18 protein-coding genes, 3 tRNA genes and 1 pseudogene are annotated in these 20,991 nt (G+C 57.1%); 20 read left to right on the top strand and 2 right to left on the bottom strand.

All coding sequences use genetic code 11. From position 1 onward, the window contains the following. The first annotated feature begins 86 nt into the window (after nucleotides 1–86). From rlmE to AC3WK5_RS25545, 16 genes are all read left to right on the top strand, one after another. Complete coding sequence (rlmE, locus tag AC3WK5_RS25620) at nucleotides 87–716, top strand: 23S rRNA (uridine(2552)-2'-O)-methyltransferase RlmE (protein ID WP_103318606.1); 630 nt, start codon at nucleotides 87–89, stop codon at nucleotides 714–716. Between the two features lie 202 nt (nucleotides 717–918). After that, complete coding sequence (gene ftsH, locus AC3WK5_RS25615; RefSeq protein ID WP_054594064.1) at nucleotides 919–2,820, top strand: ATP-dependent zinc metalloprotease FtsH; 1,902 nt, start codon at nucleotides 919–921, stop codon at nucleotides 2,818–2,820. A gap of 8 nt (nucleotides 2,821–2,828) precedes the next feature. Continuing rightward, nucleotides 2,829–3,680, top strand: a complete 852-nt coding sequence (folP, locus tag AC3WK5_RS25610) for a dihydropteroate synthase (RefSeq protein WP_103318608.1) — start codon at nucleotides 2,829–2,831, stop codon at nucleotides 3,678–3,680. Nucleotides 3,681–3,696: 16 nt separating this feature from the next. Next, complete coding sequence (glmM, locus tag AC3WK5_RS25605; RefSeq protein ID WP_103318611.1) at nucleotides 3,697–5,034, top strand: phosphoglucosamine mutase; 1,338 nt, start codon at nucleotides 3,697–3,699, stop codon at nucleotides 5,032–5,034. A gap of 66 nt (nucleotides 5,035–5,100) precedes the next feature. Continuing rightward, nucleotides 5,101–5,856, top strand: coding sequence for a triose-phosphate isomerase (gene tpiA, locus AC3WK5_RS25600; protein ID WP_054594061.1), 756 nt, complete (start codon nucleotides 5,101–5,103; stop codon nucleotides 5,854–5,856). A gap of 4 nt (nucleotides 5,857–5,860) precedes the next feature. Next, the gene (gene secG, locus AC3WK5_RS25595; protein WP_054594060.1) at nucleotides 5,861–6,244 is read left to right on the top strand and encodes a preprotein translocase subunit SecG; all 384 of its coding nucleotides are present in this window, start codon (nucleotides 5,861–5,863) and stop codon (nucleotides 6,242–6,244) included. 22 nt (nucleotides 6,245–6,266) lie between these two features. Then, nucleotides 6,267–6,352 (top strand) — tRNA-Leu (locus tag AC3WK5_RS25590). 96 nt (nucleotides 6,353–6,448) lie between these two features. Beyond that, nucleotides 6,449–6,525, top strand: a tRNA-Met gene (locus AC3WK5_RS25585). Between the two features lie 139 nt (nucleotides 6,526–6,664). Beyond that, on the top strand, nucleotides 6,665–7,123 hold the full coding sequence (gene rimP, locus AC3WK5_RS25580; RefSeq protein ID WP_024265126.1) for a ribosome maturation factor RimP: 459 nt from the start codon (nucleotides 6,665–6,667) through the stop codon (nucleotides 7,121–7,123). Nucleotides 7,124–7,170: 47 nt separating this feature from the next. Next, nucleotides 7,171–8,652: a transcription termination factor NusA gene (gene nusA, locus AC3WK5_RS25575; protein ID WP_019691793.1), complete on the top strand. Its 1,482-nt coding sequence runs from the start codon at nucleotides 7,171–7,173 to the stop codon at nucleotides 8,650–8,652. Nucleotides 8,653–8,678: 26 nt separating this feature from the next. After that, nucleotides 8,679–11,195 carry a translation initiation factor IF-2 gene (gene infB, locus AC3WK5_RS25570; protein ID WP_054594059.1) on the top strand — a complete coding sequence of 839 codons (2,517 nt, stop codon included), beginning with the start codon at nucleotides 8,679–8,681 and terminating at the stop codon, nucleotides 11,193–11,195. Between the two features lie 159 nt (nucleotides 11,196–11,354). Beyond that, the gene (gene rbfA / locus AC3WK5_RS25565; protein WP_019691795.1) at nucleotides 11,355–11,756 is read left to right on the top strand and encodes a 30S ribosome-binding factor RbfA; all 402 of its coding nucleotides are present in this window, start codon (nucleotides 11,355–11,357) and stop codon (nucleotides 11,754–11,756) included. A 3-nt stretch (nucleotides 11,757–11,759) separates the two neighbouring features. Next, nucleotides 11,760–12,677, top strand: coding sequence for a tRNA pseudouridine(55) synthase TruB (gene truB, locus AC3WK5_RS25560; protein WP_054594058.1), 918 nt, complete (start codon nucleotides 11,760–11,762; stop codon nucleotides 12,675–12,677). A 262-nt stretch (nucleotides 12,678–12,939) separates the two neighbouring features. Continuing rightward, nucleotides 12,940–13,209, top strand: coding sequence for a 30S ribosomal protein S15 (rpsO, locus tag AC3WK5_RS25555; RefSeq protein WP_003197723.1), 270 nt, complete (start codon nucleotides 12,940–12,942; stop codon nucleotides 13,207–13,209). A 197-nt stretch (nucleotides 13,210–13,406) separates the two neighbouring features. After that, entirely contained in the window at nucleotides 13,407–15,512 is a 2,106-nt protein-coding gene (gene pnp / locus AC3WK5_RS25550; protein WP_103318613.1) for a polyribonucleotide nucleotidyltransferase, read from the top strand. A gap of 190 nt (nucleotides 15,513–15,702) precedes the next feature. Beyond that, nucleotides 15,703–15,778 (top strand) — tRNA-Thr (locus AC3WK5_RS25545). A 10-nt stretch (nucleotides 15,779–15,788) separates the two neighbouring features. Here AC3WK5_RS25545 and AC3WK5_RS25540 read toward each other — a convergent pair. Then, complete coding sequence (locus AC3WK5_RS25540; protein ID WP_103318615.1) at nucleotides 15,789–16,295, bottom strand: hypothetical protein; 507 nt, start codon at nucleotides 16,293–16,295, stop codon at nucleotides 15,789–15,791. A 302-nt stretch (nucleotides 16,296–16,597) separates the two neighbouring features. On the opposite strand from AC3WK5_RS25540, the gene AC3WK5_RS25535 reads away from it, so the two are divergent. Further along, nucleotides 16,598–16,903: a DUF6388 family protein gene (locus AC3WK5_RS25535; protein ID WP_054598178.1), complete on the top strand. Its 306-nt coding sequence runs from the start codon at nucleotides 16,598–16,600 to the stop codon at nucleotides 16,901–16,903. A 38-nt stretch (nucleotides 16,904–16,941) separates the two neighbouring features. On the opposite strand, the gene nadC is transcribed toward AC3WK5_RS25535, so the two are convergent. Next, entirely contained in the window at nucleotides 16,942–17,790 is an 849-nt protein-coding gene (gene nadC / locus AC3WK5_RS25530) for a carboxylating nicotinate-nucleotide diphosphorylase (RefSeq protein ID WP_103318617.1), read from the bottom strand. Nucleotides 17,791–18,143: 353 nt separating this feature from the next. Here nadC and AC3WK5_RS25525 point away from each other — a divergent pair. From AC3WK5_RS25525 to ampE, 3 genes and pseudogenes are all read left to right on the top strand, one after another. Then, a pseudogene (locus tag AC3WK5_RS25525) lies at nucleotides 18,144–19,247 on the top strand (DUF1631 family protein); the annotation flags it as partial. 74 nt (nucleotides 19,248–19,321) lie between these two features. Continuing rightward, on the top strand, nucleotides 19,322–19,882 hold the full coding sequence (ampD, locus tag AC3WK5_RS25520; protein ID WP_054594054.1) for a 1,6-anhydro-N-acetylmuramyl-L-alanine amidase AmpD: 561 nt from the start codon (nucleotides 19,322–19,324) through the stop codon (nucleotides 19,880–19,882). After that, a complete protein-coding gene (ampE, locus tag AC3WK5_RS25515; protein ID WP_103318618.1) occupies nucleotides 19,879–20,715 on the top strand; it encodes a regulatory signaling modulator protein AmpE in 837 nt (278 codons plus the stop codon). Before ampD ends, ampE begins: the two co-directional genes overlap by 4 nt. The last annotated feature ends 276 nt before the right edge of the window (nucleotides 20,716–20,991 follow it).

The following is a 20,991-nucleotide window of genomic DNA, read 5'->3' as shown; positions in this document are numbered from 1 at the left end:
TCTGGATTCTGTAAAATGGCGGCCATTTTACCCGAGGGCTCGTGGATCCGCCCAATTAATCACGACCCTTATCATCGAGGTGCCCAATGGCGCGTTCCAAGACAAGCCTTGGTTGGCTGAAAAGACATGTCAATGATCCCTATGTGAAGCAGGCGCAGAAGGATGGCTACCGCTCGCGTGCGAGTTACAAGCTTCTGGAGGTCCAGGAGAAATACAAGCTGATCCGTCCGGGCATGAGCGTCGTCGATCTGGGGGCGGCGCCCGGTGGCTGGTCGCAGGTCACTAGCCGGCTGATCGGTGGTCAGGGGCGTCTGATCGCCTCGGACATCCTGGAAATGGACAGTATTCCGGACGTGACTTTCATACAGGGGGACTTCACCCAGGACGAAGTGCTCGCTCGCATCCTTGAAGCCGTGGGTAATTCGCAGGTGGACCTTGTGATTTCCGATATGGCCCCCAATATGAGTGGTACGCCTGAAGTGGACATGCCAAAAGCCATGTTTCTTTGCGAGCTGGCGCTTGATTTGGCGGAACGGATACTCAAGCCGGGTGGTAATTTTGTGATCAAGATTTTTCAGGGCGAAGGGTTTGATGTTTACCTGAAGGATGCTCGTCGGAAATTCGACAAGATCCAGATGATCAAGCCAGACTCTTCCCGTGACAGTTCCCGCGAGCAATACATGCTGGCTTGGGGTTACCGCGGGCGTAGTGAGTAAAACGAGGTTTTTTGGCGGGGTGATAGGTTTTTCATATTTCGCCCCGCGTGCATTAGCGAATATCGTGTAGAAAGTGTTTCACAAAGGGTTACAGACGGCGCCTGCCAGAGCCGTAGGTAATGTAGTAAGTTAGGCCGATGAATATCATGCGAAGCGCGCGCCATTAGCGGAGCTTGCTTCAGAGGGTAGTTAATTGAACGATATGGCAAAGAATCTGATCCTGTGGTTGATCATCGCGGCTGTCCTCGTGACGGTGATGAACAACTTCTCCAGCCCTAACGAGCCACAGACCCTCAACTATTCCGACTTCATCCAGCAGGTCAAGGATGGCAAGGTCGAGCGCGTAGCCGTGGACGGCTATGTCATTACTGGCAAGCGCAATGATGGCGACAGCTTCAAGACCATTCGTCCGGCCATTCAGGACAACGGTCTGATCGGCGATCTGGTGGATAATCACGTAGTCGTTGAGGGCAAGCAGCCTGAACAGCAAAGCATCTGGACTCAGCTCCTGGTTGCCAGCTTCCCGATCCTGGTGATCATCGCCGTCTTCATGTTCTTCATGCGGCAGATGCAGGGCGGTGCCGGCGGCAAGGGCGGACCGATGAGCTTCGGCAAGAGCAAGGCGCGCCTGCTCTCCGAAGATCAGGTGAAAACCACCCTGGCAGACGTTGCCGGTTGCGACGAAGCCAAGGAAGAAGTGGGTGAGCTGGTTGAGTTCCTGCGTGATCCGGGCAAGTTCCAGCGCCTGGGTGGGCGTATTCCTCGCGGTGTGCTGATGGTGGGTCCACCGGGTACCGGTAAAACCCTGTTGGCCAAAGCCATTGCCGGTGAAGCCAAGGTGCCGTTTTTCACCATCTCCGGTTCCGACTTCGTCGAAATGTTCGTCGGTGTGGGTGCCAGCCGTGTTCGCGATATGTTCGAGCAGGCGAAAAAACACGCTCCGTGCATTATCTTCATCGATGAAATCGACGCTGTCGGTCGTCATCGTGGTGCTGGCATGGGTGGTGGTCACGACGAACGTGAACAGACTCTCAACCAGTTGCTGGTAGAGATGGACGGTTTCGAAATGAATGACGGCATCATCGTCATCGCCGCAACCAACCGTCCTGACGTACTTGACCCTGCGCTGCTGCGTCCGGGCCGTTTCGACCGTCAGGTTGTCGTAGGGCTGCCGGATATTCGTGGTCGTGAGCAAATCCTGAAAGTCCACATGCGCAAAGTGCCGATGGGTGATGATGTTGCTCCGGCGGTTATCGCACGTGGTACGCCTGGTTTTTCCGGTGCCGACCTGGCCAACCTGGTGAACGAGGCTTCGCTATTTGCTGCCCGCACCGGCAAGCGCGTTGTCGAGATGAAAGAGTTCGAGCTGGCGAAAGACAAGATCATGATGGGCGCTGAGCGCAAGTCCATGGTCATGTCCGAAAAAGAAAAGCAGAACACTGCCTATCACGAAGCGGGACACGCGATCGTTGGTCGTGTGGTTCCCGAGCATGATCCGGTCTACAAGGTCTCGATCATCCCGCGCGGCCGAGCGTTGGGTGTGACGATGTTCCTGCCGGAAGAGGATCGCTACAGTCTGTCCAAGCGTGCGTTGATCAGCCAGATCTGCTCGCTGTACGGTGGCCGTATTGCTGAGGAGATGACCTTGGGCTTCGATGGCGTGACCACGGGTGCATCGAATGACATCATGCGTGCCAGTCAGATTGCACGAAACATGGTCACCAAGTGGGGTCTGTCGGAAAAACTCGGTCCTTTGATGTATGCCGAAGAAGAGGGTGAAGTGTTCCTCGGTCGCGGCGGCGGTGGTCAGCACGCCAGCTTCTCGGGCGAGACTGCCAAGCTGATCGACTCGGAAGTGCGCAGCATCATTGACCAGTGCTACGGCACGGCCAAGCAGATCTTGACGGATAACCGCGACAAGCTCGATGCCATGGCCGATGCGCTGATGAAGTACGAAACCATTGATGCCGAACAGATCGATGACATCATGGCTGGCCGCACGCCGCGTGAGCCTCGTGACTGGTCGGGTGGTACCGGTACTCCTCCTGTCGTACAGGAAGAGCGTCCGGAAACTCCCATCGGTGGCCCGGCCGCTGACGTCTAAGGTTTGAAATGACTCTTGTACAGTCCTCAACCCGGTTGCCTTGCGGTAACCGGGTTCTTGATTTGGCTCATGCGCATGTCATGGGCATCCTCAATGTCACTCCCGATTCTTTCTCCGACGGTGGTCGCTTCAGTCAGCTCGATGCTGCTCTGCGACACGCTGAGGCGATGGTGGCTGCTGGTGCGACCCTCATTGATGTGGGTGGCGAGTCGACCCGGCCTGGCGCACGGGCGGTCTCGCCGCTTGAGGAGCTGGAGCGCGTGGCGCCGATCGTCGAGCGTATTCATCGCGAACTGGACGTTATTATATCGGTCGATACCTCGACACCTGCGGTCATGCGTGAAACTGCACGCCTGGGAGCAGGTCTGATCAACGACGTGCGTTCGCTGCGTCGAGACGGAGCGCTGGATGCAGCAGCAGCCACCGGATTGCCGGTGTGCCTGATGCATATGCTCGGTGAGCCGGGAGATATGCAGGACAACCCGTATTATGATGACGTGACGAGAGAGGTTGGTGAGTTTCTTGCCGAGCGTATGGCGTCGTGTGCTGCGGTCGGTATTCCGGCCGAACGGATCATTCTTGATCCGGGTTTCGGGTTCGCGAAAAACTTGCAGCACAATTTGAGTCTGTTCAAGCATATGGAAGCCCTGCATGCCTTGGGACGGCCCCTGTTGGTCGGGGTTTCGCGAAAGAGCATGATCGGGCAGGCATTGAATCGCCCGGTGGGAGAGCGGCTGCATGGCGGCCTGGCTCTCGCGGCGTTGGCTGTCGTCAAGGGGGCGCGCATCTTGCGGGTGCATGACGTGGCCGAAACAGTCGATGTGGTGCGGATGATCGCAGCAGTTGAGTCAGCCGAATAAGAATGATGGAGCACTTATGACTAAGAAGTATTTTGGCACCGACGGCATTCGTGGTCGGGTCGGCGAATATCCGATTACCCCTGAGTTCATGCTCAAGCTTGGTTGGGCTGCCGGTATGGCCTTTCGCAGTAAGGGTGCTTGCAAGGTTCTTGTCGGCAAGGACACTCGAATCTCTGGTTATATGTTCGAATCGGCGCTTGAGGCCGGGCTTACCTCTGCCGGGGCTGATGTCATGCTGCTGGGGCCGATGCCTACTCCGGCTATCGCCTATTTGACGCGCACCTTCAATGCTGAGGCCGGTATTGTAATCAGCGCTTCGCACAATCCTCATGATGATAACGGCATCAAGTTCTTCTCTGGGCAAGGCACGAAACTGCCGGATGATGTTGAGCTGATGATCGAAGAATTGCTCGATATGCCGATGACCGTGGTTGAGTCGAGCAAGATCGGCAAGGTTTCGCGAATCAACGATGCCTCAGGTCGTTATATCGAATTCTGCAAAAGCAGTGTGCCAACCGGCACCAATTTCGCTGGTTTGAAAATCGTGATCGATTGCGCACACGGTGCTACCTATAAGGTGGCTCCGAGTGTTTTTCGTGAGTTGGGTGCGCAGGTGACGGTGCTTTCTGCGCAGCCTGACGGTCTGAACATCAATCACAATTGCGGCTCCACCCATATGGGGCAATTGCAGGCAGTTGTATTGGCTGAGCACGCAGATCTGGGCATTGCCTTCGATGGTGATGGCGACCGGGTATTGATGGTCGATCACACTGGAGCGATCGTCGATGGCGACGAATTGTTGTTCATCATCGCGCGTGACTTGCATGAGCGTGGCAAGTTGCAGGGTGGTGTTGTTGGAACCTTGATGAGTAACCTGGGGCTGGAACTGGCCCTGGCGGATCTGGGGATTCCTTTTGTGCGGGCCAACGTCGGTGACCGTTATGTAATCGCCGAACTGCTTGAGCGTAACTGGCTGGTGGGTGGTGAAAACTCCGGTCACGTCGTGTGCTTCAGTCATACCACCACGGGTGACGCGATTATCGCTGCGTTGCAGGTGTTGATGTCTCTGAAGCGCCGTTCCGAAGGTCTTGCGCAATCGCGTCAGGCACTGCGCAAGTGTCCTCAGGTATTGATCAATGTGCGTTTCGGCGGCGGCGAAAATCCGGTCGAGCATGCGACTGTCAAAGAAGTCAGCGAGCGCGTCACCAAGGCTATGGCTGGGCGTGGTCGCGTGTTGTTGCGCAAGTCTGGCACAGAGCCGCTGGTACGGGTCATGGTCGAAGGTGAGGACGAAACACTGGTTCGCGGTTACGCCGAGGAGCTGGCAAAACTGGTTGCTGAAGTTTCTGCCTGATTTCGGCTTGCCAGTAATGATGTGGTTGGGTAACATCTGCGCCCACTTTGACCGACGAGGTACAGCATGCGTCGCCCTATGGTAGCTGGTAACTGGAAGATGCACGGTACCCGCGCCAGCGTCGCTGAGCTGATAAACGGCCTTCGTCATCTGGCCTTGCCGAGCGGTGTTGAGGTCGCGGTATTCCCGCCTTGCTTGTATATCAATCAAGTGATTGATGGCTTGGAAGGTACGTCGATTTCGGTCGGCGCGCAGAATTCTGCGGTGGAAGCCATGCAAGGTGCATTGACCGGTGAGATTGCGCCGAGTCAGTTGGTGGATTCAGGTTGTTCCCTGGTGCTCATTGGGCACTCCGAGCGTCGCCAGATCATCGGCGAGCGTGACGAGACGCTGATTCGCAAGTTTGCAGCGGCGCAGGCATGTGGCTTGATTCCGGTGTTGTGCATAGGGGAAACCCTTGAGCAGCGTGAGGCCGGAAAAACGCTTGAGGTTGTCGGGCATCAGCTGGGCAGCATCATCGACGAGCTGGGTGTTGGTGTATTTGCAAAGGCAGTAATCGCTTACGAGCCAGTCTGGGCCATTGGCACCGGGCTGACTGCTTCGCCGCAACAGGCGCAGGATGTGCATGCAGCCATTCGTGCGCAGTTGGCGGCAGAGAATTCTGAGGTCGCACAAGGTGTGCGGCTTCTATACGGCGGCAGCGTGAAGGCGGCCAATGCGGTCGAACTGTTCGGCATGCCGGATATCGATGGGGGGCTCATTGGTGGAGCTTCCCTGAATGCAGATGAGTTCGGTGCGATTTGTCGCGCCGCGGGAAACTGAAAAAATGCTGGAAACAGTCGTAGTCGTTTTTCATCTGCTGGGTGCACTGGGCGTAGTTGCTCTCGTATTGCTGCAGCAGGGTAAAGGTGCGGACGCTGGCGCGTCTTTCGGAGCAGGTGCTTCAAATACTGTGTTCGGAAGCCAAGGTTCCTCTACCTTTCTTAGTAAGTTTACTGCTATACTTGCCGCAGGTTTCTTCATAACCAGCTTAGGGTTAGGTTACTTTGCTAAAGAGAAAGCTCACCAGCTGACTCAAGTAGGTTTGCCAAACCCAGCAGTGTTGGAAGTTCCAAAGCAAAAACCGGCTTCTGATGATGTCCCGGTGCTTCAAGAGCAAAAGTCGGCAACCAATGCGACTGACGTGCCTCCAGCTCAAGAGCAAAAGTAAGAAGGGTTTCAAACGTAGTATTGCCGAGGTGGTGGAATTGGTAGACACGCAACCTTGAGGTGGTTGTGCCCATAGGGTGTAGGGGTTCGAGTCCCCTTCTCGGTACCAATTATCAGGAGAGCCCGCTGTTGCGGGCTTTCTTGTAGGTGGAAGGTTACATTGACCCTGTTAGGGATCGGTCGTATACTTCCGCCCCAGCTTTGTCGCGGGGTGGAGCAGTCTGGTAGCTCGTCGGGCTCATAACCCGAAGGTCGTCGGTTCAAATCCGGCCCCCGCAACCAGTTTCAGGAGCCCCTTTTCAGGGGCTTTTTGTTAGCTGGACACTTTATAACGCCGCTGTTCAACGGCGTTTCAGGGATGGGCGTTTCGCCCATTTTTTTATTTTGCATAGCATGCATTTACATGCACGAGGGGGTTCAGGTGTCGAGCAAGCTAGAACAGTTGCAGGCCTTGTTGGCCCCGGTGGTCGTGGCCCTTGGCTATGAATGCTGGGGTATTGAGTTTTCGGCTCAAGGTCGCCACTCACTGTTGCGCGTTTATATCGATAAAGAAGGCGGTGTGCTGGTGGACGATTGTGCCATCGTCAGCCGTCAGATCAGCGGTGTACTGGATGTTGAAGATCCGATCTCCGTTGAATACACCCTTGAAGTTTCCTCGCCTGGCATGGAACGCCCGCTGTTCACGCTTGAACAGTTTGCAAAGTTTGCCGGTGACCAAGTGAAGATCAAGCTGCGCTCGCCTTTCGAAGGTCGGCGCAACTTTCAGGGCCTTCTGCGCGGTGTAGAAGAGCAGGACGTCGTGGTGCAGGTTGAAGACCATGAATTCCTGTTGCCGATCGATATGATCGACAAGGCCAACATTATTCCCAGTTTTGACTGAGACGCGGATCCCGCGGATCCAATGGCTTGCGAAAGGCGAGGCGTACGATGAGCAAAGAAGTACTGCTGGTTGTTGAGTCGGTATCCAATGAAAAGGGCGTACCGGCAAACGTAATTTTTGAAGCGCTGGAGCTGGCTCTGGCCACCGCTACCAAAAAGCGTTTTGAAGACGAAGTTGATCTGCGTGTGGAAATCAATCGCCACACCGGTGCTTATGAAACTTTCCGTCGCTGGACGGTAGTCGAAGAAGCAGACCTGGATGATCCGGCTGTTGAAACCTGGCCGAGCAAGGTTCAGGAAACGCATCCTGGCGCGAAGGTCGGTGATGTAGTCGAAGAAAAAATCGAGTCCATCGAATTCGGCCGCATTGCTGCGCAGACTGCCAAGCAAGTTATCGTGCAGAAAGTTCGCGAAGCCGAGCGCGCTCAAGTCGTTGATGCCTACCGCGAGCGTCTGGGAGAAATCATCTCCGGCACCGTGAAGAAAGTAACCCGCGACAACGTGATCGTTGATCTGGGTAACAACGCTGAAGCGCTGCTGGCTCGTGAAGACATCATTTCTCGCGAAACTTTCCGGGTGGGTGTGCGCCTGCGTGCACTGCTCAAGGAAATCCGCACCGAGAACCGCGGCCCGCAGCTGATTCTGTCGCGTACCGCGCCAGAAATGCTGATCGAGTTGTTCCGCATCGAAGTGCCGGAAATCGCTGAAGGCCTGATCGAAGTAATGGCTGCGTCCCGTGACCCGGGTTCGCGCGCCAAGATCGCGGTTCGCTCCAAAGACAAACGTATCGATCCGCAAGGTGCTTGCATTGGTATGCGCGGTTCGCGCGTCCAGGCGGTATCGGGCGAATTGGGTGGTGAGCGTGTGGATATCGTCCTGTGGGACGACAACCCGGCGCAGTTCGTGATCAACGCCATGTCCCCGGCTGAGGTTGCGGCAATTATCGTTGACGAAGATGCCCATGCAATGGACATCGCCGTTGGCGCAGACAATCTGGCTCAGGCCATCGGTCGCGGTGGTCAGAACGTGCGTCTGGCTAGCCAGTTGACTGGCTGGACCCTGAACGTGATGACCGAATCGGACATCCAGGCTAAACAGCAAGCAGAAACCGGCGACATCCTGCGCAACTTCATCGACGAGCTGGAAGTCGACGAAGATCTGGCACAGGTGCTGGTTGATGAGGGCTTTACCAGCCTGGAAGAGATTGCCTACGTACCGTTGGAAGAAATGCTCAACATCGATGGCTTTGACGAAGACACCGTCAACGAGCTTCGCGCTCGGGCCAAGGATCGTTTGTTGACTAAAGCCATCGCTACTGAGGAAAAGCTGGCAGACGCCCATCCGGCCGAAGACCTGCTCTCGCTTGAGGGTATGGACAAGGATTTGGCGATGGAACTGGCGGTGCGCGGCGTAATTACCCGCGAAGACCTGGCCGAGCAGTCTATTGACGACCTGCTCGACATCGACGGCATTGACGATGATCGTGCCGGCAAGTTGATCATGGCCGCCCGAGCCCATTGGTTCGAGTAATAGGCGCGGCCTGAGGAGAGAAGTGCATGACGCAAGTCACGGTGAAACAACTGGCCGATGAGGTCAAAACACCGGTAGAGCGCCTGCTGCAGCAGATGCGTGAGGCAGGTCTGCCGCACACCGCCGCCGAGGAACATGTGACCGACAGTGAGAAGCAGTCTTTGCTGACTCACTTGAAAAGCAGCCACAAGGCGAAAGTGGAAGAACCGCGCAAAATCACGTTGCAGCGTAAAACCACCAGCACCCTGCGTGTTGCTGGCAGCAAAAGCATCAGCGTTGAAGTACGCAAGAAGAAAGTCTTCGTACAGCGCAGCCCGGAAGAAATCGAAGCCGAGCGCAAACGCGAACTGGAAGAGCGTCGCGCAGTAGAAAATGCTGCACGTCAGAAGGCTGAAGAAGAAGCCAAGCGTCGCGCCGAAGAAGAAGCGCGTCGCCAGCCTGCTGCTGTGCAATCTGCTTCTACTGAAGCTGTTGCAGCACCTGTCGCAGTTGCCGAGCCAGTGCGTGAAGCACCGGTTGTAGCAGCAGCGCCAGCGGCTGACACTCGCAAACGCGACGAACAGCGTCGTCCGGACAAACCACGCGCCGACGATAACAATCGTCGTGGCGCGGGTGATGGTGAGCGCAAAAACGCTCCACATCGCGCTTCGGTCAAGGAAAAGGCGCCTGCTCCACGCGTTGCTCCACGGACTACCGACGAAGAAAGCGATGGCTTCCGTCGTGGTGGTCGCGGCAAGGCCAAGCTGAAGAAACGCAACGCCCACGGTTTCCAGAGCCCAACCGGCCCTGTCGTGCGCGAAGTGAAGATCGGCGAAACCATCACTGTTGGCGATCTCGCTCAGCAGATGTCGGTCAAGGCTGCTGAAATCATCAAGTTCATGTTCAAACTGGGTACTCCAGCGACCATCAACCAGGTACTTGACCAGGAAACTGCTCAATTGGTTGCTGAAGAGCTGGGCCACAAAGTGACCCTGGTCAGCGACACCGCCCTGGAAGATTCCCTGGCCGAGTCCCTGAAGTTTGAAGGTGAGGCTTTCTCCCGTGCGCCAGTCGTGACCGTAATGGGCCACGTTGACCATGGTAAGACCTCGCTGCTCGACTATATCCGTCGTGCCAAGGTAGCGGCTGGCGAAGCCGGCGGTATCACCCAGCACATCGGTGCGTACCACGTTGAAACCGAACGCGGCATGGTCACCTTCCTCGATACCCCGGGTCACGCCGCGTTTACCGCTATGCGTGCTCGTGGTGCCAAGGCGACCGACATCGTGATCCTGGTGGTTGCAGCGGACGACGGCGTGATGCCGCAGACCATTGAAGCCGTACAGCACGCCAAGGCTGCTGGTGTTCCACTGGTTGTTGCAGTGAACAAAATCGACAAGCCGGGCGCCGATCTCGATCGCATCCGTAGCGAACTGTCGGTTCACGGCGTGACCTCGGAAGAGTGGGGCGGCGACACTCCGTTCGTATCGGTTTCGGCGAAAGTCGGTACCGGTGTAGACGAGCTGCTCGAAGCTGTTCTGCTGCAAGCTGAAGTTCTCGAACTGAAAGCGACTCCTTCGGCTCCTGGCCGTGGTGTCGTGGTTGAATCGCGTCTCGACAAAGGTCGTGGCCCGGTTGCAACCGTTCTGGTTCAGGACGGCACCCTGCGCCAAGGCGACATGGTGTTGGTCGGTTCGAACTATGGCCGCGTTCGCGCCATGCTCGACGAGAACGGCAAGCCAATCAAGGAAGCCGGTCCTTCCATCCCTGTCGAGATTCTCGGCCTGGACGGTACCCCGGACGCTGGCGACGAGATGAGCGTGGTTGCCGACGAGAAGAAAGCACGTGAAGTGGCTCTGTTCCGTCAAGGCAAGTTCCGTGAAGTCAAACTGGCTCGTGCTCACGCAGGCAAGCTGGAAAACATCTTCGAGAACATGGGCCAGGAAGAGAAGAAGACGCTTAACATCGTCCTCAAATCCGACGTCCGTGGTTCGCTGGAAGCGTTGAACGGCGCCTTGAACGGCCTGGGTAACGACGAAGTGCAAGTGCGTGTAGTCGGTGGCGGTGTCGGTGGTATCACCGAGAGCGACGCCAACCTGGCACTGGCCTCCAACGCTGTACTGTTCGGCTTCAACGTGCGTGCCGATGCTGGCGCTCGCAAGATCGTCGAGCAGGAAGGTCTGGATATGCGTTACTACAACGTGATCTACGACATCATCGAAGACGTCAAGAAAGCCCTGACCGGTATGCTTGGCAGCGACGTTCGGGAGAACATCCTGGGTATCGCTGAAGTCCGCGACGTGTTCCGTTCGCCGAAGTTCGGCGCGATCGCCGGTTGCATGGTTATCGAAGGTGTTGTGCACCGTAACCGTCCAATCCGTGTACTGCGTGAAGACATCGTTATCTTCGAAGGCGAGCTGGAATCCCTGCGCCGCTTCAAGGATGACGCTTCCGAAGTACGTGCCGGCATGGAATGCGGTATCGGCGTGAAGAGCTACAACGACGTCAAAGTCGGTGACAAGATCGAAGTCTTCGAGAAGGTTCAGGTTGCTCGCAGCCTCTAACTCGCGCACTTCAAGAGCCGTGATGGGCAGCCGCATGCAAATGCACGGCGCATCACCCGGACTCTAAACGCAACGCCCGGTCTGGCTTCTGTCAGGCCGGGCGTTTGCCGCTTTCAGACCACACGGGTTTCACCGTGAGGCAGTAACAGGTAACAAGACATGGCAAAAGAATACAGCCGTACCCAACGTATCGGCGATCAGATGCAGCGTGAGCTGGCACAGCTGATCCGTCGTGAAGTCAAAGACCCGCGCGTCGGCCTGGTCACCATTACCGCTGTTGAAGTCAGCCGTGACGTCGGTCACGCCAAGATTTTCATCACCGTGATGGGGCAGGACAGCGCAGACGATATCGCTCAAAGCATCAAGGTGTTGAACTCGGCCGCCGGTTTCCTGCGCATGCAGTTGGCTCGCGAGATGAAGCTGCGCAGCGTTCCTCAGCTGCACTTCCACTACGACGAAAGCGTCGTGCGTGGCGCTCATCTGTCGGCATTGATCGAACGCGCTGTGGCTGAAGACAATCAGCACCCGGTTGCGGCAGAACCCGTAGACACCAAGGAGTAATCGGTGGCTCAGGTCAAACGTATCCGTCGTAACGTCAGCGGTATCATCCTGCTCGACAAGCCGCTGGGGTTCACCTCCAACGCGGCCTTGCAGAAGGTTCGCTGGCTGCTCAATGCCGAGAAGGCCGGGCACACCGGCAGTCTTGATCCGTTGGCCACCGGCGTGTTGCCGCTGTGCTTCGGTGAGGCGACCAAGTTCTCGCAATACCTGCTCGACTCCGACAAGGGCTATGAAACCCTGGCGCAATTGGGCAAGACCACCACCACGGCAGACGCTGAAGGTGAGGTTTTGCAGGAGCGCCCGGTGACCGTTTGTCGCGCCGATATCGAAGCGGTTTTGCCGAAATTTCGTGGGCAAATCAGTCAGATACCGCCGATGTACTCAGCCCTCAAGCGTGACGGTCAGCCGTTGTACAAGTTGGCGCGTGCAGGTGAAGTGGTGGAGCGTGAACCGCGTTCTGTTACTATTGCGCGCTTGGAATTGCTGGCCTTTGAAGGTGATACTGCGCGCTTCGCCGTAGATTGCAGTAAAGGCACCTATATCCGCACCCTCGTGGAGGATATTGGTGAAGCACTCGGTTGTGGCGCTTACGTTGCGCAGTTGCGACGTACCCAGGCCGGTCCGTTCAGCCTGGCGCAGACGGTCACGCTGGAAGAGTTGGAAGCAGTACATGCCGAAGGCGGCAACGAAGCGGTTGATCGCTTCCTGATGCCATCGGACAGCGGCTTGCTGGATTGGCCACTGTTGCAGTTCTCGGAGCACAGCTCGTTCTACTGGCTAAACGGCCAGCCGGTACGCGCCCCGGATGCACCGAAGTTCGGTATGGTACGCGTACAGGATCACAATGGTCGCTTCATCGGTATCGGTGAAGTGAGCGAAGATGGGCGCATCGCGCCACGTCGACTGATTCGGTCAGAATGACCGGAACCAGTTTGAGGTAAAAGCGTAGCGAGCGAAGGGAAGACAAGGAAAAAACAGGCGAGGAAGCGGAGTTGACTGCTGTCAATGAGCATTCCGAGCCGGTTTTTGACGTAGGATTACCGAGCGCAGCAGCTTTTACACAAACTGGAACGAGGGTGGCTGTTAACAGGCACGGTCACTACTCATTTTTAGATACAGGGATTTGTCCCTGGCCTGTTGAAGCTGTTTCTTTGAAACAGTTTCCTGATAAAAGGATTGCCTCATGGCTCTCGACGTTCAAGAAAAAGCTCAAATCGTAGCTGACTACCAGCAAGCTGTTGGTGACACTGGTTCGCCAGAAGTGCAAGTTGCACTGCTGACCCACAACATCAACAAACTGCAAGGTCACTTCAAGGCCAACGGTAAAGATCACCACTCCCGTCGTGGTCTGATCCGTATGGTAAACCAGCGTCGCAAGCTGCTGGACTACCTGAAAGGCAAGGACGTGAGCCGTTACAGCGCTCTGATCGCTCGCCTGGGTCTGCGTCGCTAATAAGCGATTGCGCTAGAGGTTGGTTGTCTGTCGTGCGTCAGCGGGTTTCCCGCCGGCGCATGGCAGGCTCCCAGCCTCAAGTTTTATCTGGACAACAGTTTTATCTGGACAATCAAAGTCGGGCCGATTCCCGGCATTGCCCAAGAATTTCGCAAGAAAACCAGTTCCCCCAAGAGCCACAAAGAAGGTAGGACACCGTGAACCCGGTAATCAAAAAATTCCAGTTCGGTCAGTCGACCGTTACCCTCGAGACTGGCCGTATCGCCCGTCAGGCCTCCGGCGCAGTATTGGTCACCGTTGACGACGACGTCAGCGTATTGGTGACTGTAGTCGGTGCCAAGCAAGCCGATCCAGGCAAGGGCTTCTTCCCCCTGTCTGTTCACTACCAGGAAAAAACCTACGCTGCCGGTAAGATCCCTGGCGGTTTCTTCAAGCGCGAAGGCCGTCCTTCCGAGAAAGAAACCCTGACTTCCCGACTGATCGACCGTCCGATCCGTCCGCTGTTCCCGGAAGGTTTCATGAACGAAGTGCAGGTTGTCTGCACCGTCGTCTCCACCAGCAAGAAGACTGATCCGGACATCGCTGCGATGATCGGTACCTCGGCTGCGCTGGCGATCTCCGGCATTCCTTTCGATGGCCCGATCGGCGCTGCCCGCGTTGCATTCCACGAAAGCACCGGCTACCTGCTGAACCCGACTTACGAGCAACTGAAAGCTTCGAGCCTGGACATGGTCGTTGCCGGTACGTCGGAAGCGGTATTGATGGTTGAATCGGAAGCCAAAGAGCTGACCGAAGACCAGATGCTGGGCGCGGTACTGTTTGCTCACGACGAGTTCCAGGTTGTGATCAATGCTGTTAAAGAACTGGCTGCCGAAGCTGCCAAGCCAACCTGGACCTGGGCTCCTCAGCCTGAAGCCACCGCACTGCTGGGCGCTATCCGTGCCGAGTTCGGCGACGCGATTTCTCAGGCTTACACCATCACCGTCAAGGCCGACCGTTACGCTCGCCTGGGTGAACTGAAAGACCAGGTTGTAGCCAAGCTGTCCGGTGAAGAAGGCCAGCCTTCGTCCAGCGAAGTCAAAGCAGCTTTCGGTGAAATCGAATACCGTACCGTTCGCGAAAACATCGTTAACGGCAAGCCGCGTATCGACGGCCGCGACACCCGCACCGTACGTCCGCTGAACATCGAAGTCGGCGTTCTGCCGAAGACCCACGGTTCGGCATTGTTCACCCGTGGCGAAACCCAGGCTCTGGTGGTAGCGACTCTGGGCACCGCCCGTGACGCACAACTGCTGGACACCCTGGAAGGCGAGAAAAAAGACCCGTTCATGCTGCACTACAACTTCCCTCCGTTCTCGGTGGGCGAGTGTGGTCGCATGGGTGGCGCTGGTCGTCGTGAAATCGGTCACGGCCGTCTGGCCCGTCGTTCGGTTCAGGCCATGCTGCCTGCTGCCGACGTGTTCCCGTACACCATCCGTGTGGTATCGGAAATCACCGAATCCAACGGTTCCAGCTCGATGGCGTCGGTTTGCGGTGCTTCCCTGGCCCTGATGGACGCTGGCGTGCCAATGAAGGCGCCGGTTGCCGGTATCGCCATGGGCCTGGTTAAAGAAGGCGAGAAGTTCGCCGTCCTGACCGACATCCTGGGTGACGAAGACCACCTGGGCGACATGGACTTCAAAGTAGCCGGTACCTCCAAAGGTGTTACCGCGCTGCAGATGGACATCAAGATCAAAGGCATCACCGAAGAAATCATGGAAATCGCTCTGGGCCAAGCCCTGGAAGCGCGCCTGAACATCCTCGGCCAGATGAACCAGATCATTGCCCAGTCGCGTACCGAGCTGTCGGAAAATGCTCCGACCATGATCGCGATGAAAATCGACACCGACAAAATCCGTGATGTTATCGGTAAAGGCGGCGCGACCATTCGTGCGATCTGTGAAGAGACCAAGGCTTCGATCGACATCGAAGACGACGGCTCGATCAAGATCTTCGGCGAAACCAAGGAAGCCGCTGAAGCCGCTCGTCAGCGCGTTCTGGGCATCACCGCTGAAGCTGAAATCGGCAAGATCTACGTCGGTAAAGTTGAGCGCATCGTCGACTTCGGCGCATTCGTCAACATCCTGCCGGGCAAGGACGGTCTGGTTCACATCTCCATGCTGAGCGACGCTCGCGTTGAGAAAGTGACCGACATCCTGAAAGAAGGCCAGGAAGTGGAAGTACTGGTACTGGACGTGGACAACCGCGGCCGTATCAAGCTGTCCATCAAAGACGTAGCAGCAGCCAAGGCTTCGGGCGTTTAATTACCCCGCAGCTTAAGCGCTGAACAAGCAAACGCCCCGACTGGTTCGGGGCGTTTTGCTGTGTGCAGTAAATGCGCCCTTGTAGCAGCTGGCGAAGCCAGCTGCTACAGAGGCTCAGAGCAAATCCGTGAAAAATGAGGCGCTTGTCCAGGTTGCCCGACCCCAAACTCAGTGCTAGCTTTAGCCCACCGCCCGTGTAGCTCAGCCGGTAGAGCAGCGCACTCGTAACGCGAAGGTCGCAGGTTCGATTCCTGTCTCGGGCACCACTTCCCCCTGTTATTTCACCTTTCTACTCAGCTCCTCGACGGTACGTTTGAGCTGATCCATCGCACGATCCTGATCGCTGATGGTCCGTTTCAGGTTCGAGATCTCGCTGCTGTTCGAGCTGGAGCTGGAGCCGCTGTTGCGCTTGAGGTCTTCCACCTGCCGACCGAGCTTATCCAGATCACGTTCCTGCTCTTTGACCTTGCTCTTGAGGTCGTCGATCTCCTTGCTGCTGGAGCTTGAGCTGGAACCGCTGCTGCGCTTGAGTTCTTCGATCTGGCGCGTCTGATTGTTGATGGTTTCCTGCATCTTTTTCAGTTCGTCGATGCGCAAATCGCTTTTGACCAGAACGTCCTTGCCGTATTCATAGTGGATGGCGGAGAGTTTGTCATCGTAAGACGGACCGCTGTTGCTCAGCTCAATGCTGGCCATTGCGGTGCCCGGCAGAGCCAGGACACCGAGCAGGGCGGTCATTGCGCTGGCGGACAGAACAGAGGAAAGCTTCGAAAAACTGCGCATCACTGAGGTTCCTTGTGAAGTACCGATATGGCACATCGCTATGAGTTTGGATTTGAAATTATGTTCCCGAGGCTCTCGACGCACCCTGCGTGAAACTTTTTGTGGGATAGATGTAAAGAGCCGTGTAATTCGCGGGCCAAACGTCCTATATTCGGTGCCTGCATGAGCATCGCCCAGCAGTTTTCAGATGATCCCGAATGGTTCTGAAGGCCAGATAAACCGGGCTTCAAACGGTTTTCTGCGTCAGAGAGATCCTTGATGATCCAGATCCATCTTCCATTCCCATGATCAGCGAGAACGCCATGACCGTGAACGAAATGACTCAAGAACAAAGACACGAAGAGGCCCTCAAGAAGTACATGCTTGATGCGCCGGAACTGATGGAAGAGATCAAGAACCTGAGCGCCGACGATCAGAAAGATCAGATTCAGTGGGCGTTCGAGGACGAGGCAGAAGCGCAGGGCTTGCAGCCTTGGGAGCTGACGCTCAAGTACACCTCAACGCCGGAAGAATACGAGGCGACGCGCCTTGCGTTGCACAAGGAAGCAGCCGAGGTGCTGGGCGTCGAGTGGGAAGAATACTGCGAGATGAACAATCTGGTGGTTTGAAAGCAACGCCAGCCTCATGAGGCTGGCGTTTCTTTTTGTCAGAGACTCAAGCGCATCGACAGGTCTACAGCCTTCACATCCTTGGTCATCGCGCCAATCGAGATGTAATCCACGCCCGTCTCGGCGATTGGCCGCAAGGTGCTTTCGTTGACGCCACCGCTGGCCTCGAGTTTCGCCTTGCCGGCATTCAGCCGCACGGCTTCGCGCATGTCGTCCAGGCTCAGCTCATCGAGCATGATGATATCGGCGCCCGCCGCCAGGGCCTCCTTGAGCTCCTCCAGGCTTTCCACTTCAATCTCCACCGGTTTGCCCGGCGCGATCTTGTGCGCGGCGGCGATGGCTTGAGGGATGCCGCCGCAGGCAGCGATATGGTTTTCCTTGATCAGAAAAGCGTCGTACAGGCCGATGCGGTGGTTGTGGCAGCTGCCGCAGGTCACGGCGTACTTTTGCGCCAATCGCAGCCCAGGCAGGGTTTTGCGGGTATCCAGCAGTTTCACCTGAGTATCGGCAACGAAGTCGGCCAGGTATTGCGCACGAGTGGCGACACCGGAAAGCAGTTGCAGAAAATTCAGCGCACTACGCTCGCCGGTCAGCAGCGAACGGGCGGGGCCTTCGAGGTGAAACAACGCCTGATTGGGGTTCACGCGCTCACCGTCGCGCACTTGCCAGTGCACCGCAACGCGCGGGTCCAGTTGCCGGAACACCGCGTCGACCCAAGCGGTGCCGCTGATGACGGCTGCATCACGGGTAATGATCGTGGCTTTGGCCAAGCGCTCGGCCGGGATCAATTGTGCGGTGATGTCGCCGCTGCCGATGTCTTCCAGCAACGCACGGCGCACGTTGGCTTCGATTTCGGCGGTCAAATCGGCGAGGCGTAGATTCGGCATAACGGGCTCCACAAACAAAGTGGCTCGATTATAGGGCCATGCTGCAAGCGAACCCAAGACGCCCAGCACTTTCAGCAGGTTCTAAAACCTGCACTTGGTCGACTCGCCCGCATTACCCCTGCGTGCCGATCTGTGATCGAGCGCTGTTTCATGGGTCGATGCAGAGTCTGCTGGCACTCGGGAGGTCTTTTGCAGATAATCGCGCCTTGCGTTTGACGTCATGGCCTTGACGTTTCTTTGGCTTCCCGACACTTGAAATGCAGCGCGGTGCATCACGATTGCGCTGTGAGCCGGCCGTGTGCGTTTGTCGCTTCACATTGAATGGAGGAATCCCCCCTTTGCAGGAGGCTTGGATGCACAACGACGGGAATGTAGTGCCTTTGCACAAGGCCGCTACCGGTCAGGCGAATCCATCGCCGCTCGCCCGCCTGCCGGTGATTCTGCTTCAGGTTCGCGACAAGGCTGCGCAACAACTCATGCTTGGTTTGCAGGAGATGTTTGATAATGCCGACGACACCTTGTTCGAAATGGCTGACCGGGCACAGACCAATGTCGAGCAGAACATCTTCTTTGAAGCCATGCGCGATTTGCGCCTCAAGCGCAAAAACATCGAGCGCGGCTTTCACGAGCTTTTCTTCGAGGCCTTTGCCGGCCTCATCCAGTACGACCCGACTCACGCCGCCTTGCCGTTGGCGATGAATCCAGACCCTTCGATCGAACTCCCCGATGACCAGCCTGAGCGGCAAGCGGCGCTTGAAGCCATGGTCGCCAAGGCGCTCAACCGGGACGGCTTTGCCCTTGGACAGCTGACCGCGCGCCTGAGCTCTCTGCTGGGCAAGCCTCTGGATGATTCGCGCAATCCCATGGGGCCGGCGATGCTCTGCGAGTATTTTTTGCAGGCCGGACGCAATCTGGGGGTGGAGATCAAGGTCAAGCTGATCATCCTCAAATTGTTCGAACGCTATGTGCTCAGCGATGCCGATCAGCTCTATGCGCAAGCCAACCAATTGCTGATCGCCACTGGCGTTCTGCCTGAACTCAAGACCGCCCCCGCACGTCGTGTCACGGGCCGGGCGGCGGCCAGTGTTCATGCGGAGTCCAGCGAGTCGGGCGTCAGATCCAACAGCACGCCCGTCGATGACAGCGTGCAGGAAGTTTTCGCCACCTTGCAGGCGTTGCTGTACCCCGTGCGCGGCAGTGTTGCGCCGACCCTCGAAGCCAGCGCCCAGAGCCAGCCCATCTCGACCCGCGACCTGCTGCGCCTGCTCTCGCATTTGCAGCAGTTCGTACTGGCCCCTGCCGCCCTGGATGATTTCGACCTGCGCAATCAGCTTGAACAGTTGCTGACCCGGGTCAGTGTCAAAAGTGGCAAGTCTCGGGTGGTCGGGGTAGCGGATGAGGATGTGATTAATCTGATCGCGATGCTCTTCGAATTCATTCTCGCCGACCCTCAATTGCGCCAAGTGATCGCAACCTGAGGGGCGATCACGGCATACTGGAGCCCGTCAGAGACGTCACTGAAGGAGCCTGTATGCAGTTGGACCCCGCGAGCGGTTGGTTTGAAGGCGTGCGCCATTGCCCGTCACCCAACTTCAATGCGCGCCCCACGGGCGAAATCTCCTTGCTGGTGATCCACAACATCAGCCTGCCACCGGCGCAATTCGCGACGGGCAAGGTGCAGGAATTTTTTCAGAACCGCCTGGATGTCACCGAGCACCCCTACTTTGAAGGGATTGCCGACTTGCGCGTGTCTGCGCATTTTCTGATCGAGCGTGACGGCGCGATCACACAGTTTGTCTCTTGTCTTGATCGGGCGTGGCACGCAGGCGTGTCCCGGTTTGAGGGGCGTGAAGGCTGTAACGATTTCTCCCTTGGTATCGAGCTTGAAGGCACTGACGATCTGCCGTTCACCGAGGCTCAATATCACGCGCTGATTGCCCTGACCCGCCAATTGCAGTCTACGTTTACAGCCATCACCCATTCACGTATCCAGGGGCATAGCGATATCGCCCCCGGACGCAAGACTGATCCGGGACCGGCGTTCGACTGGGCACGCTATCGCGGGGCTCTGGAAAAAGGGGAAGCACAATGAGTTTTCTGGTGTTACTGCTGGCGGTCTGGATCGAGAAGTTCTCGGCCTTGCGTCATCAAGTTCAGCGCGACGGTGGATGGCTGCGGGAGCTGGCCAAGTATGAAGCGAGCCCAAAGCTTGCGAGTCGGCCCTGGCTGGTACTGGCATTGCTGGTGCTGTTCCCTGTGGCGTTACTCGGCTTTTTGTTGCTGGTACTGGAGCCGGTGGCCTATGGCTTGTTGGCCCTGCCGGTGCACTTGCTGGTGGTGATTTACAGCCTGGGCCGTGGTGATTTGCTCGGCGGCCTGGGACCGTTTCGTGATGCCTGGCGCCGGGAAGACCTGCAAGCGGCGGCGCTTGTCGCCAAACGTGACCTGGATATTTGCGCCGACAGCGGCGAGCAATTGCTGCAGAAGGTTCAAGCCCATTTGCTGTGGCAGGCTTACCAGAGTTTTTTTGCGGTGATTTTCTGGTATTTCCTGCTCGGTCCGGTGGCGGCCCTGAGTTATCGCTTGCTGGCCCTGGCGGCCGAGCACGGCAAGAACCCGGCGGTGGTCGAGCGCGCCGCACAATTGCGACATGCCTTTGACTGGCTGCCGGTGCGCTTGCTGGCAGCGAGTTTTGCTTTGGTCGGTAACTTCGTCGCGGTCAGCCGGGTGATGCTCCATGAATTGTTGAACTGGAATATCAGCGCCGCGCAGTTGATCGAGAACGTCGGCGTGGTAGCGGGTGAGATTCCGGCACCAGTGGCGGGGCCAGAAGGGGTTCACAACCTGGATCAGATCTGGGAACTGCTGCTGCGAGCGGCGGTGGTCTGGTATGCCGGGTTTGCCATTTGGACCGTGCTGCCCTGATCCAGCTGTGTGGCGAACGCTTTTGTGGCGAGGGGGCTTGCCCCGTTCGGCTGCAGAGCAGTCGTAAAACCGGTTGACTCACTTCTCCTGACGAACCGCGTACTTCGATTTTAGGGGCGCTTTGCACCCCAGCGGGGGCAAGCCCCCTCGCCACAGGTTTTTCTTCCGGCCTGAGTGATCGCGTTCGAGTCGTTAACCTTAAGTTACAAAACCCCCTTTCGATTTGAGCTATACAGAAGCAGCGCGCCATAGTGGCTATCTGCTGCATCTGCGTGC

The sequence above is a fragment of the Pseudomonas sp. FW306-02-D09B genome, from assembly GCF_058782685.1.
This window is presented reverse-complemented; position numbering and strand designations above follow the sequence as displayed.

Bases quoted from the DNA above. Each gene is read 5' to 3' on its own strand.
- rlmE (WP_103318606.1), top strand. From the start codon at position 87: ATGGCGCGTTCCAAGACAAGCCTTGGTTGGCTGAAAAGACATGTCAAT.
- ftsH (WP_054594064.1), top strand. From the start codon at position 919: ATGGCAAAGAATCTGATCCTGTGGTTGATCATCGCGGCTGTCCTCGTG.
- folP (WP_103318608.1), top strand. From the start codon at position 2,829: ATGACTCTTGTACAGTCCTCAACCCGGTTGCCTTGCGGTAACCGGGTT.
- glmM (WP_103318611.1), top strand. From the start codon at position 3,697: ATGACTAAGAAGTATTTTGGCACCGACGGCATTCGTGGTCGGGTCGGC.
- tpiA (WP_054594061.1), top strand. From the start codon at position 5,101: ATGCGTCGCCCTATGGTAGCTGGTAACTGGAAGATGCACGGTACCCGC.
- secG (WP_054594060.1), top strand. From the start codon at position 5,861: ATGCTGGAAACAGTCGTAGTCGTTTTTCATCTGCTGGGTGCACTGGGC.
- nusA (WP_019691793.1), top strand. From the start codon at position 7,171: ATGAGCAAAGAAGTACTGCTGGTTGTTGAGTCGGTATCCAATGAAAAG.
- infB (WP_054594059.1), top strand. From the start codon at position 8,679: ATGACGCAAGTCACGGTGAAACAACTGGCCGATGAGGTCAAAACACCG.
- rbfA (WP_019691795.1), top strand. From the start codon at position 11,355: ATGGCAAAAGAATACAGCCGTACCCAACGTATCGGCGATCAGATGCAG.
- rpsO (WP_003197723.1), top strand. From the start codon at position 12,940: ATGGCTCTCGACGTTCAAGAAAAAGCTCAAATCGTAGCTGACTACCAG.
- AC3WK5_RS25540 (WP_103318615.1), bottom strand. From the start codon at position 16,295: ATGCGCAGTTTTTCGAAGCTTTCCTCTGTTCTGTCCGCCAGCGCAATG.
- AC3WK5_RS25535 (WP_054598178.1), top strand. From the start codon at position 16,598: ATGACCGTGAACGAAATGACTCAAGAACAAAGACACGAAGAGGCCCTC.
- nadC (WP_103318617.1), bottom strand. From the start codon at position 17,790: ATGCCGAATCTACGCCTCGCCGATTTGACCGCCGAAATCGAAGCCAAC.
- ampD (WP_054594054.1), top strand. From the start codon at position 19,322: ATGCAGTTGGACCCCGCGAGCGGTTGGTTTGAAGGCGTGCGCCATTGC.
- ampE (WP_103318618.1), top strand. From the start codon at position 19,879: ATGAGTTTTCTGGTGTTACTGCTGGCGGTCTGGATCGAGAAGTTCTCG.